Here is a 12782-nt window from a genome sequence, read left to right as displayed (position 1 = left end):
ACCCAAATTAACGCATCAAGTACCCACCGTCGACGGTCACTGTGCTACCGTTGACATAATCTGAAGCCGCACTGGCCAAGAAGACAGTTGCGCCCATAAGATCGGCTGTCCAGCCCCAACGGTTTGCAGGAATGTGAGCCAGAATCTCTGCATTGCGTTTTTCATCGCTGCGGGTGATTTCAGTAAGCGGTGTTGCGAAATAGCCTGGCGCAATCGCATTGACCTGGATGTTCCATTGGGCCAACTCATCGCACATGGCTTTTGTCATACCCACAATACCATGCTTGGTTGAAGCATATGCAGGAGACCATTGACCGCCAAGGAAGGAGAACAATGATGCAATATTAATGACTTTACCGCTGTTTTGCTTGATCATCGGCTTACAGCATTCATGTGTCATTTCAAACGCTGCAGTCAGGTTGACCGAAATCATTTTGTCCCACTGCTTGCGGCCAAACTTGGTTACATCTTGCTCGTTGATGCAGATACCGGCACAGTTGACCAAGATATCCACGCTGCCCCATGTTTTAATGCACTCGTCTACAACACGCTTACATTCGCCATCGGCTGTAATATCTGCCTGCAAGAATTTGTATTCTACGCCGCAGTCTTCAACCATTTTTTGGGTGCTGCCATCATCTTCTGCAAGACTTGGGACCATAATATTAGCGCCAGCTTTTGCCAGAGCTGTAGAAAATGCTTGCCCAAGACCTCCGTTACCACCAGTAACAATTGCATTCTTACCTTTTAAAGAGAAGAAGTCCATATTGAAATCAGTCGGTTGCATGAGAATTGTCCTCCATTATTTTTTTGAGCATTTTGTCAACAAATGTGGCCGCATCGCCGTGCACAACGATCTCTGATAGACTGCAAATTGGTGCATTCACATTCGTGTTGACCGAGATTATATGTTCCACCCTCTCAAGAGCCACAACGTGTTGTATTGCGCCGTGTATCCCGAGTGCCATGTATAGGCGCGGGCTGACAGTTTTTCCGGATTGCCCAACAAGTGCACTCCGGGGGATGAGGTCTCTATCTAATATTGGCCTACTGGCGGACACCTTTCCTCTCAGTGCCTTAGCCAGAGGCGCTAAGGCCTCAAAGTGTTTTGCGATTCCACCGCCTCCAGATATCAGAAGCTCACAATCGCTAATATCGTTGTTATCTACATTATCGTGCCGACTAATCTGGCGAATGCCGCCGGCTTTGAATTCTAAGTCACTCAGCTTTATTTGCTTGGTCGTCTTTTCCTGAGAACCATCATATTGAAAGGTATCTGGCCTGACGGTCAGAACAACAGGTTTGCCCGCTTTAGCCTTTATAACACCTATGTTTTGCACCCCAGCTTCTGGCGCAATAAACTGAGGTTGGCTGTCAGCATCGTGCCTCACAGCGGTTATCTCGCTCACAAAGGCAGCGCCCAACCGTATGGCAACACGTGGTGCGAGCGTGCGTCCAAAATGAGAGGCCACAAACAACAGATGGTCAAAATCGTAAGTCTTACAGAGGGTGGAAACCACATCCGTTAACGCTCTTTGGTCATAGGGCTTTAAAGCTTGATTTTGAACATCGAGAACGTAATCAACCTTACCCTGACAGACCTGCCCATTACCGTTTATAGTAAGCGCATAACACTCAAAGGCCTCATTGCCATAGAGTTGCCGCAGTACTTCAAGCAGCTGCACAGCATGCTGGCAATTTTCTTTCTCGAAGTAGACAAGGGCGCGATGCATTTCAAATAAACCGTTTTTCTTTCAGGAAGTTATAGACGTATTCGATACCTTCAGAGTCTGTGCCAACAATGCGCTGCTGAGCTGTTTTTTTACGCAATGCCTGCACGCTTATTGTTTTGGTTAGTGAGCCCTTTGGGCCCACTTCCCGTTCTTCAAAACCCAACACACTGTTGTCTATTACTTGCAGCCTGTGCCCTACATCCATCCTGCTGTCTTTTAAGCGTACATAAGGAAGTTTATGTCCGCATTTTTCTGTAAGACCCAGAAAGGCTGGTGCCGACAGCTCATAGGTTGCCATGGCCTTTTCTTCTTCGACCTCAACCAGTATTTTTGAAGAACTGAAAGTGTCCTCATCGATGCTGGAGATGCCAGAGATATAGTTGATATTGAGTAACTCGCTTACTTGAGGAGGCAGCTGGTTGATTTTGCTATCATCACCAAAACTACCCGCCAGCAGGTAATCGTAATCGATACTCTTGAGGTACTTGCCAAGTATTCTGCTCGTGGTTGCTGTATCACTACCAGCAAAAATACCATCGGAAACAAGTGTTCCTCTATCAACTCCAACCCGTAAAATGTTTTCCACCAAAGGGGTAACTGACAGCGGTGCCATTGTGACAACTTCAATGAAGAGGTCTGGATTTTGCTTTTTCAAATGCAATGCAAAACCCAAGGCATAACCATCATCCGGATTGAGTTTCATCCGGCACCCCTGCCAGATAAGCTTTTGCTTTTCGTGATTATCACCAAAGCTTTGCTTATCTGGGGTGAAACCTATGACACAGACCAGTCGCATTAGCTTTCCAGCGCTGGATTGGTTTCTAGTTCAGTTGCAGGTTTGCTATTGATCCGGCTATGGACCAGCGCAAGTAACGCACCTACAACACCAAAGCCCGCGCTAATGAGGAAGTAGGCTTCATAACCGCCGGTATCGCCAAAAGTGTTCCAAAGGTATGTATTCATCTGCGGTAGAATAATATCTGGCAGATACCCAAGGAAAGATATGACGCCAATAGCTGTGCCCATCATCGCGGCGCTAATATTGCATTGGCCGAGAAGTGACCAATAAGTGCCACGGATAGCGTAGAGGAATGCACCCAGTACCACGATAACTACATAGAACATTCCGGTTGATGTTACTGGCATAAAGGTAAGAACAACCAGAAGCGTAGAAGCGCCAGCGATTGCACCAAAAATCGTTTTCGAGCGACCAATCCGGTCTGCCAGGAACCCGCCAAGGAAACCACCGACAGGGCGCATCCATAAGACAATTGCGGTGACAGTACCTGCTGTTACAGCGTCAACACCCACGTTGGTTTGCAAGAAACCACCAAGGTAATAAACAGTCCAATAAACAGTGTAGCCCATGAAAATGATGCTCGCCATTAAGAAGACATTGCCGTTCTTAAGCAGCGCGCCAACCATGCTAAACTTGAACTTTTCCTCTTCTGTCCGCTCGCCGCTGTTTTCTGCGTGTGCTGCGAGGTTCTTGTCGCTATCTACAAAGATAATAACAAAGACTGCAGCTGCCAGTACAATGGCTGAGTAAACATTAATCACGGTCACAAGTGCTGTGGTTTTGTCGGCGACTTCTGTGCTGGTACCCAGAATAGAGGCAAAGATTGCCAGGCCGATAGTACCCATTAGCGCTTCTACAACGCCGCGGCCACCATCGAGAATCCCAAAGAAGCGCCCTTCTTCACTTGCACGTGCCAACATCTTAACAATCTTCATATGGGCACTCCAGAATGTGAATACGGAGAAGAAGCCCCAAAGTAGGAAGATGATGCGTACTTGCGCCGGGTCTGGAACTGTACCGAACCAGAAACCACAAAGCGAAGTCCCTAAAAGCGAAATTGCCAGTAGCCACTTAGCCGAGAAGCGGTCGCTTAATAGTCCGCTTGGGACATAACCGATAACAAAGGTCATTCCCAAAACAGAATAGAAGTTATTCAAGTCTGGCTGCGCCAGGTTAAATACTTCCAATATTGTCACCTGATAATTGGTGCGCAGATAAATAACTGGATAGATAGCGCCCGCCGCCATCACAACCAGAAAAAACTGGAAATAACGTCTCAAGTCACCCTTGGACATATTAACCCCCCAAAATAGTTGGAATAAGTGACCCGGTGAGGAACCCGTTTCCCCTTGCCCCACCGGATCTTTCTTGCTGCTGCCCTTGGCGCCTTAGTCTTGCTGGTAGATGTACTTTTTAACTTCTTCCGGCTGCGGGAATATGGTACCGTGGTTCATAATTCCCTTTGGATCAAAGGCTTCTTTTAGTTTTTCGAGCATGAAGTAAGCGGTGCCATGCTCTTCCAAGGTCCACTCACTGCGGTATTTACCAATGCCATGGTGGTGACACATGGAACCGCCGTATTTGAGTGTTTCTTCAACGATGATTTTTTGAATTGGGTGATGGTAAACGAGTAACTCGTCTTCCGGTGCACAGTTGATTGTGTAATTGTAGACGAAGTACATGTTCGTCCCGTTGAGATAGCTGTGTGATGAGTGGCCACCTAACATGGTGATTTCATCAGCACGGTCAAACTCTGTACGCACCCGGTTGATAACAGCGTTGTAGATGGTTGGAATGGTTTCCCAGTCCGCAGAAATTTCTGTTGTGTAACCAGCGTGCGAGTCTTTGGCCCGCATTTCGGCATATTCGTCATCAATGTGTTTTTGCGACCAGTTGAGGTGGTTGAACCAGTCTTCAATCAACTTGCTGTCGACTTGCTTAATGATGCCGTCTTTGAACTGCTCTACAGCTTCTTCAATAGCTGTGCCTGTTGCCTCAACAATGCCTTTTGGCCCTTCTGCCATAAACAGGACAATGCATTTACCTTCATGGAAATGATAGAAGTGCTGAGCGGCATCTTCTTCTGAGTACGCACGTGCGACGGAAGGACGGAAACCGTTTACCATTACTTCGCGCAGGATTTTAATGCCGGTTTCAATATCTTTCGTTAGGTAGCCATAAAACTTGTTGTTTTCTGGATAGTACTTGAAGATCTTGATTGTTACTTCAGTAATGTAGCACAAAGTGCCTTCGTTGCCGATTACGATGTGGCGGATATCCGGACCACCAGCGCGGCGGGATACGTTTTTAATGCGTGAAACGTGCCCGTTCGGGAATACGCATTCAAGGCCGACAACCATGTCTTCAATACCACCGTAGAGCGTCGAAAACTGTCCAATACTACGGGTTGCGACCAAGCCACCGTACTTGGCAACCGGTTTTGATTGTGGTGAATGGCCTGTTGTGTAACCAACTTTGCGCAGCTCGTCTTCCAGCACTTGCAAAGGAACACCGGCTTGAACGGTTGCTTGGCTGTTGTATGTATCAATCTTAACGATTTTATCAAAAAACTTAGTGTCCAGAACAATCGTTACCGGTTTCCAGTTTTCCAGCCCACCTTCAGTTGCTGTCATACCAGCACGTGGGATTACATTGATCTCGTTTTCGTTACAGAACTTCAAGATTGCGCTGACTTCCTCAGCGTTTTTCGGGTATACAATAGCAACTGGTGCAGGAACATCTAAAGCCTTACGTGCATAAGCATATTTTTTATAGCGATCTGCTGAGGCCTCGTACAAATCATCTGTATTTGTGTTTATTTGATCCGCTGTGACCAAAGTATTCAATTGGTCCAGTACACTGTTCTTGTCCAAGATTTCTACTCCCGCTCAAATGGAAATTTTCTACCAACTTTTCTATTGTGTAGCTCATAAATATGATTCCAACAACTAAAAAATGGAAATTTATCCGCTATAATGGATTTTATAGCATATATATGGAAATATTTCCATATTATCATTGGAAAATTTTCCATACCTATTGTGTTTTATGATCTTGATCTGATAGTATGCAAATAGAGAAGATTTTGGGATATACTATGATAAATATAGATCTAGAAGCATTGAATGCGCTTGAGCGCAGAATTCATGCAACTTTAACAGAGCACAGCAAGCAGACTGACAATTTACGGATTAAAGAAGCTTCCGAATTATGTGGCTGCTCAGTCTCTAAAATATCAAAGTTCGTCAAAAAACTCGGTTTCAACAATTTCAAGCAGTATCTAGACTTTCTTTATGACAGAGAAACGCCAGAAACCGCGCTTTCAACAGAACTACATAGGCTGCGACAATTTATCGATGGCTTTGATAGTGCAAAAGTGGACGAACTTGCCAAAATAATAGGGTCACATAGTAAACTTGTTCTTTTAGGGTACGGCCCCTCACACCTTTGTGCGCAATATTTTGAATATAAGTTCAAAACGTGCACCAACCGCCTTGCAATTGCTGTACCTGACGCATTATCGGCCAAATCCATGAGCGATGAGAATACATTGCTGCTCATTTTTACCGTCACCGGATCGTTTACTTCTTTTGAAGAGGTCTACAAAGATACCAAACAAAAGGGTGGTGATGTGGTTATCATTGTCGAAGAGTATAACCCGGAGGTTATTGCCCAATGCGACAAGACCTTTTTCCTCACCCAAGCTGCGCAATCAAACACTCTCCGCCCCTTCGAAAAAACAAGATCAATGCTTTTCATATTTATGGAGGAAGTGATCAAGAAGCTGATGGAGCGTTAACTACTCGTGTATTGCCGGTTCCCGATAAAGCAAATGCTAGGAGTCAAATGCGGAAGGTAAGGGCGTTAATAAACGCGAGCGATAAGAGCGCTCAAGATGAGCACTTATCAAATCTGAAGCCAATTGCGCATCTTCATTCAAAATTGCCTCGTAAATGGAGTGGTGTTCCTTATAGACAAGACGGTCGTGTTCTTTTTGTTCCTGCCATGTGGGACGGTTTGACAACATATCGTCGATATATTCGCCATAAAGGGCTATAATGATATTATTGCCAACTACATCCATTATTGCTTTATGGAAATTGCGATCGGTAATGGCAAAATCAGTGCTGCCAATAGCTTTGTAATTCTCATCGAGTCGCGCCTTGATATTGGCAATTTGCATATTGGTAGCTTTTACTGCGACTTCTTTTATAGCGCCGCTTTCAAGATACAGTCTTATTTGCTCCATTTGAGGAACAGTGTCGTTATCGCCGAGAGAATTGCGCATTTTTGATGCAGTAGACATGATAAAATCGGCAATACTGGGTTTGCAAACTCGTGCGCGTTTACCAGGCTCGCTTTTTGAGTATCCTTCAAGCTGAACCCTAAGCAAAGCTTCACGAATTACCGTTCTTGAGACAGAAAACCTCTCAGACAAATCTCGTTCAGTTGGAAACAAAGATTTCTCAGGTAGTACGCCGTGTTGAATTTCAGCGATTATAGTTAAGGATATTTCACTCGCATCGACTTTATTTCCCATAAAGCTCATTACGCCTCCTCTGGATATATCCATAATTATTTTCTAGTTTGCGCACGCCGTTGAGAGCAAATTATTGGCTTTAGTTTCTCCTCAGAATGAGGAAAAATAACGACATACCCTGCCTATGAGATGACATATTTCACATATACCATAACCAAATTGCCTGTTTGGTCTATAAAAATCAACCATATTGAACTAAATTTCTAATTTTGAAAACATTCTTGACTTTAGCGTCAACAATAATTATGTATGTGGTACACCATATTGTATATCTGGTTCGAATCACTGTATTAAGATATACAGAAACGGCGCATTAGGATGTGCTGCAGAATAAGAATAATATTGGGAGATATTATGTATAAAGTACTCTCTGGTTTACATGTAGCACTACTAACTGGCTTCGAGGATAATGGCGATTATTGCTCTAAGCGCCAGGAAAATATACTTGAATATGTTATGCGCCAGAATATTACCGGGCTTTTCGTGGGTGGTAGTAGTGCTGAAGGCGCGCTGATGACATTTGATGAACTCAAAGAACAGCAAATTCAGTGCCGCGATTACGCTAAGGGAACGAGCAAGAAACTTATTGCCCATGTAGGACAGCCCTCTTTGAGAGAAGCGATTGCATTGGCTGAAAGTGCAGCCGAACTCGACTATGATGGGCTCTCGGCTTTACCGCCACACTCATTCCCATTCAATCAGGACGAAATATTTGCCTATTATCGCGATCTGGCTGCAGCAACTGATTTGCCTGTGATCGTGTATGAAGCGCCTTTCCGTACCGGCCGCCCAACACCGATTGATGAAATGACCAAGGTCTTGGACCTGCCGAATGTTACAGGTTTGAAATTCACCAGCTCGGATCTGTTTGGCTTGTCATGCCTGCAAAAAGCCCGCCCAGAAATCGCGTATTTCTATGGTTTTGACGAGTTGCTATCCAGCGCTTATGCGCTTGGTGTTGATGGCGGTATTGGCACCACTTACAATGTACTGGGTAACCTTTACATGGCCATTCACGAAGCGGCAAAGGCCAATGATTTGGCTAAAATGCGCGAATTGCAAATGATTTCGCAAGACTATGTGCGTGCGATTATTCAAACCGGTGTTATGCCAGGCACCAAATTAACCCTTGAAGTCCTTGGCGTTGATTGTGGTCCTTCACGCGCACCATTTAGCCTGCGCGGCGACAACCCGAGAAAAGTAATCGAAGACGCTGTAAATGCACCGGCCTTTAAAGACTGGATTGCCAAGTAAATTGAAGACTGGGCAGCACAGCTGCCCACCTGTCTTAAATAGCGCTTTATAGAATTAACGCGTTTAAAGTATTTTCATGATTTCATTGGGAGGTAAATCATGAAAACTAAATGACTATGAATTAAGCCCCCCAAAGGTATCCAAGCATAGTCATTAATTCTACCTCCGCTCTAAACAGCCTCAACTTTAGATCACGGTCTAAGTTAGGGGTTTGAAATAACAAATTGTTTTCGTGATCAACTGATGCGAAACAAGATTGCTATGAGGTTATGAGATGAAATTCACTAAAATCGCTGCTGCACTGATTGGTATGACTATGGCAACTGGTGCCTACGCAACAACTTTGCGTTTGGCTGATACAATGCCTGAAGGTGTGCCGAACGCGGAAGGTGTTAAGTTCTTCGCCAAGCGTGTGAATGAGTTAACGAACGGTGAAGTAACTGTTCAAGTATTCTCCAACGGTATTCTAGGAAATGAGCGCGAAAACGTTGAGCAGGTGAAGCAAGGTGTGCTGGATATGGCACGTGTCGCCTCTTCAACGCTGGATAGCTTTACTAATTCTGTGAAGCCTGTAACGCTCCCTTACGTTTTTGCAAGCACGCAGCACCTGATTGACTCTATGAACGGTGAAGCCGGCAAACTGATTTTTGATGGTATGGCAAAAGACGGCATTATTGCTGTCAATTACTTTGTTATCGGTCCACGTAGCTTCTACACCAAAGATAAGCCAATCTATAAGCCGGATGACCTTAAAGGTATGAAAATCCGTGTGATGAACAGTCAGATGGCGATCAAAACCATGGAACTGTTGGGCGCGTCTCCAACTCCGCTACCAATGGGCGACGTTTACACTGCTCTGAGCCAAGGTGTTGTTGATGGTGCAGAAAATGCTGTTCAAGCGCTGATCGAACACCGTCATGGTGAAGTCGTCAAGTATTACTCTTGGGATGAGCACTTCAATTACCCTGAATTCATCATTATGGGTAATGCGACAAAAGCCAAGCTCACCGCCGAGCAGCTGAAAGCCGTTAAGCAAGCTGGTAAAGAAGCAACCGAGTATGAAATCGGTTTGGCAATGAACGTTGTTGACAAATCTGTCAAGGAAGCAACAGAGCGCCAAGGCATCAAATTCAACGAAGCTGACAAAGCTGCTTTCCAAGCTAAAGTGAAACCAATCTATGACGAACTTGTTGCTGAACAGCCAGAAGCACAAAAAGTTCTGGATGCAATTGCGGCAGCAAAAAAGTAAGTAAAGGTTGCGCCCGACACCCTGTCGGGCGCTGCTCCAATGCGTGTTAAACGCTAAAACAAATACAAATTACAATCTTGTCGGTGAGGTCTGGCCTACGACAAGCTCTGTAGGATGGCCCCATGAAGAAACACTTCAACTTATGTATGGAGATCCTGCTTGGCTCCATATTTGTGCTCATGTTGTGCCTAACAACTTGGCAAGTCGTCTCCCGCTTTATCCTGAATGATCCGAGCACCTTTACAGAAGAAGCCCTGCGGTTCTCTACGATTTGGCTGGTCATTCTTGGTTCGGCATATGCCACATACAATGATTTGCACTTTGGTATGACATTGTTGACCGGCAGTTTACGAGGCATGAGCGCCAAACTTTCCAAACTGTTTACACAAAGCGTCATGTTGGTTTTCACGCTGAGCGTTTTCTTATACGGCGGCTATCAAGTTTTTATCTCCAACTTATCGCAGGTGTCTCCGGTTCTCGGAATCTCAATTGGCACTGTTTACAGCGTCTTCATGATCTCCGGTGTGTTGAGCGTTGTGGCAATTATTGTCAAACTTATTGAAATCATAAAAGAATAAGCGGGGCATTGTCATGGATATCACACAACAAGCCATTATGATCCTGATTGGCGTTTTTGCTGCACTACTCATAACAGGCATTCCCATCGGTGTCGTTATGGTGGCATCGGCGTTGCTCTCTATTGCTGCTTTTATTCCTCTGGAAAGCTCGCTTTATATTGCAAGTCAGAAGATTTTTTCTGGCCTCGATAGTTTCGCATTGATTGCCCTGCCATTTTTCATATTTGCTGGTAATATGATGAACCGCTCCGGTACAGCTCAGCGATTGATTGATTTCTCAAAGTTGATTGCCGGCTCTATACCCGGGGCACTGGCAATTACCAACATCATCGGTAATATGATCTTTGGTGCAATCAGCGGTTCGGCAATTGCCTCAGCAACAGCTATGGGTACGACATTGACCCGCGCCCAAAGGGATGAAGGCTATGATCCTGCCTTTGCGGCAGCCACGAATATTGCCTCGGCTCCAACAGGAATGCTGATACCTCCGAGTGGGCTGTTTATCATCTTGTCTTTGGTAAGCGGTACCTCCATTGCCTCACTCTTTATGGCTGGTTACATCCCTGGGATTTTGATGGGCCTGGGTTGTATCATTGTGGCGGTTATCGTTGCCAAACGAAAGGGGTATCCGGTTACACAGTTCCCCGGCATACGCCAAGCTTTCTTGATCACTATTCGCGCTATACCCGTTTTATCACTGGTTGTGATTGTAATGGGGGGTATTGTTTCCGGTGCATTCACTGCAACTGAAGCTTCGGCTGTTGCTTGTGTCTATTCGATATTATTGGCTATTTGCTATCGTGAAATGAGCCCTAAAGAATACTGGGATGTGGTGATTGCAACGGTTCGCGGTTCGGTGCCGGTGCTGTTTATGATCGCGGCATCCGGTATTATGTCCTGGGCATTTGCGCTGACCGGTATTCCGGCACTCGTGAAAGATATGGTATTATCGATCCCGAACCCGATCTTGATCTTGTTGGTGGTAAATCTGCTGCTGTTGATTATCGGGACATTTATGGACGCTGCACCTGCACTTCTAATTTTTACACCAATCTTTATGCCGATAGCGCTTGAAGTGGGCATGGATCCAATCCAGTTCGGCGTAATGATCGTGTTCAACCTTTCTATAGGTATTATTACACCGCCGGTTGGAACGCTGTTGTTTGCCGGATCTGCAGTGGCTGGTGTACCGGTTGAAAAGGTTATTAAAGAACTCATCCCATACTTCCTCGTGCTGTTCGTGACCTTGATGATCGTCACCTTTGTACCGGCTGTGAGCACCTATTTGCCAAGCCTGTTGTAATTGTAGCCCCCGAAGTCTCGCAGGAGAGCCCAGGTTCTCCTGCTTCTCTCCCCTTCCTTCATTTGGTGAATATCATGACAAAAATCCGAGTTTTGCAGCAAAATGTTGTGAACCACATTAGCCGCAATTTCGATGCGATTGGCACGGGTAATCCAAAAATTGGCGGTGCCGACTTTAAATGGCAAATGTGCGAGCCGGGTTACTGGGTTGCCGGTTTTTATGTGGGTGAGTTGTGGCTTGCCTACCAAATTACCGGTGACGAGCGGTTTAAGAACCAGGCGCGGCAGCGTAATCCGTTTTTCCAGCACCTCTTGCATGTACCGGAATTGCTGAACCATGATCTCGGTTTTTTGTTCTCGCTTACACAAGTGGCCGATTACAAGCTGACTGGTAACCGTGAAGCGCGTGAGCTGGCTTTGCGGGCGGCGGAGGCTTTACGGGCGCAGTACCAGCAAATGGGCGAATTTATTCAGGCGTGGCCACTGACAAAAATCAACACTGAAAACCGCAACGAGTTGGCTGCAGGCCGGATGTTGATTGATAGCTTCGAAAACCTTGCGCTATTATTCTGGGCGCATCAGGAAACCGGCATTCAAAGTTTTTACGATGTGGCGTATGCACACGCAAAAACTGCTGTGAAGCACTTGATCCGCGAAGATGGCACGACGTTCCATACTTTCAAGTTTGACCCGTCCACTCAAGAGCCGATGTATGGCCAAACCCTACAAGGGTATGCGGACAGTTCCTGCTGGTCTCGCGGGCAATCATGGGCGGTGCATGGCTTGACACAGATTTATGCCTATACCAAGGATAAAGCCTTCCTTGATGCTTGCGAAAAAGTCACCGGCTTTGCATTGGCCAATTTGACGGAAGAAGGCATTTGTCCATGGGATTACACATTGCCTGAAGGCAGTGAGGTGATTTGGGATTCTTCGGCCACTGCGATTACCTGTGCCGGTGTGGCGGCGCTTTCACAAATTGAAGGCTATGAACATTATCGGGAAAAAGCTGCCGCGATGCTCAATGGCTTGCAACAGCATTGTGACTTAACTGGCAATGCAGAAGCGGAAGGCCTGTTAGACCATGGGGCGTACTTTGTAACACGCGGTGATAAGCGGGCAATGCTGCCCTATGGCGACTACTATTATTTCGAGGCGATCCGCCGCTTGAATGGCGAGAGCAACTTCTTCTGGTAAATCATGCCGGAGCATTCAATTAAATGTACAGGTTGGGCAGCTAATATGAGGTATTAAAAATACCTACACCATGAGCAATTATTAAAGTGTAATGGGCCACTTCTTCTTGAACAACGTGACCCATTACTAA

12 protein-coding genes are annotated in these 12782 nt (G+C 45.8%); 6 read left to right on the top strand and 6 right to left on the bottom strand.

The window, feature by feature from the left end; all coding sequences use genetic code 11:
- Positions 1–7: 7 nt before the first annotated feature.
- The 5 genes from AYK67_RS08655 to AYK67_RS08635 all read right to left on the bottom strand — a co-directional run bounded on the left by AYK67_RS08655 (position 8) and on the right by AYK67_RS08635 (position 5405).
- Positions 8–787, bottom strand: coding sequence for an SDR family NAD(P)-dependent oxidoreductase (locus tag AYK67_RS08655; RefSeq protein WP_068084966.1), 780 nt, complete (start codon positions 785–787; stop codon positions 8–10).
- Positions 774–1733, bottom strand: coding sequence for an electron transfer flavoprotein subunit alpha/FixB family protein (locus AYK67_RS08650; RefSeq protein WP_068084964.1), 960 nt, complete (start codon positions 1731–1733; stop codon positions 774–776). Before AYK67_RS08650 ends, AYK67_RS08655 begins: the two co-directional genes overlap by 14 nt.
- 1 nt (position 1734) lies before the next feature.
- A complete protein-coding gene (locus tag AYK67_RS08645) occupies positions 1735–2529 on the bottom strand; it encodes an electron transfer flavoprotein subunit beta/FixA family protein (RefSeq protein ID WP_068084962.1) in 795 nt (264 codons plus the stop codon).
- Entirely contained in the window at positions 2529–3827 is a 1299-nt protein-coding gene (locus AYK67_RS08640) for an MFS transporter (RefSeq protein ID WP_068084959.1), read from the bottom strand. The genes AYK67_RS08645 and AYK67_RS08640 overlap by 1 nt, the downstream gene beginning before the upstream one ends.
- 93 nt (positions 3828–3920) lie before the next feature.
- Positions 3921–5405: an FAD-binding oxidoreductase gene (locus tag AYK67_RS08635; protein WP_068084958.1), complete on the bottom strand. Its 1485-nt coding sequence runs from the start codon at positions 5403–5405 to the stop codon at positions 3921–3923.
- A gap of 224 nt (positions 5406–5629) precedes the next feature.
- Here AYK67_RS08635 and AYK67_RS08630 point away from each other — a divergent pair, with 224 nt between their 5' ends.
- Positions 5630–6331, top strand: a complete 702-nt coding sequence (locus AYK67_RS08630) for a MurR/RpiR family transcriptional regulator (protein WP_068084956.1) — start codon at positions 5630–5632, stop codon at positions 6329–6331.
- Positions 6332–6367: 36 nt separating this feature from the next.
- On the opposite strand, the gene AYK67_RS08625 is transcribed toward AYK67_RS08630, so the two are convergent.
- On the bottom strand, positions 6368–7081 hold the full coding sequence (locus AYK67_RS08625; protein ID WP_068084953.1) for an FCD domain-containing protein: 714 nt from the start codon (positions 7079–7081) through the stop codon (positions 6368–6370).
- Positions 7082–7426: 345 nt separating this feature from the next.
- Between AYK67_RS08625 and AYK67_RS08620 the strand changes: the two genes are divergently transcribed.
- The 5 genes from AYK67_RS08620 to AYK67_RS08600 all read left to right on the top strand — a co-directional run bounded on the left by AYK67_RS08620 (position 7427) and on the right by AYK67_RS08600 (position 12652).
- Positions 7427–8326, top strand: a complete 900-nt coding sequence (locus AYK67_RS08620) for a dihydrodipicolinate synthase family protein (RefSeq protein ID WP_068084950.1) — start codon at positions 7427–7429, stop codon at positions 8324–8326.
- Between the two features lie 274 nt (positions 8327–8600).
- Positions 8601–9575 carry a TRAP transporter substrate-binding protein gene (locus tag AYK67_RS08615; protein WP_068084947.1) on the top strand — a complete coding sequence of 325 codons (975 nt, stop codon included), beginning with the start codon at positions 8601–8603 and terminating at the stop codon, positions 9573–9575.
- A 122-nt stretch (positions 9576–9697) separates the two neighbouring features.
- The gene (locus AYK67_RS08610; RefSeq protein ID WP_082735713.1) at positions 9698–10153 is read left to right on the top strand and encodes a TRAP transporter small permease; all 456 of its coding nucleotides are present in this window, start codon (positions 9698–9700) and stop codon (positions 10151–10153) included.
- Between the two features lie 13 nt (positions 10154–10166).
- Positions 10167–11456: a TRAP transporter large permease gene (locus tag AYK67_RS08605; RefSeq protein ID WP_068084945.1), complete on the top strand. Its 1290-nt coding sequence runs from the start codon at positions 10167–10169 to the stop codon at positions 11454–11456.
- A 74-nt stretch (positions 11457–11530) separates the two neighbouring features.
- Positions 11531–12652: a glycoside hydrolase family 88 protein gene (locus AYK67_RS08600; protein WP_068084944.1), complete on the top strand. Its 1122-nt coding sequence runs from the start codon at positions 11531–11533 to the stop codon at positions 12650–12652.
- The last annotated feature ends 130 nt before the right edge of the window (positions 12653–12782 follow it).

It is taken from the genome of Polycladidibacter stylochi, from assembly GCF_001562055.1.
GTDB lineage: Bacteria > Pseudomonadota > Alphaproteobacteria > Rhizobiales > Stappiaceae > Pseudovibrio > Pseudovibrio stylochi.
Note: the sequence above shows the minus strand (reverse complement) of the source record. Positions and strands in the feature narration are given on the sequence as shown.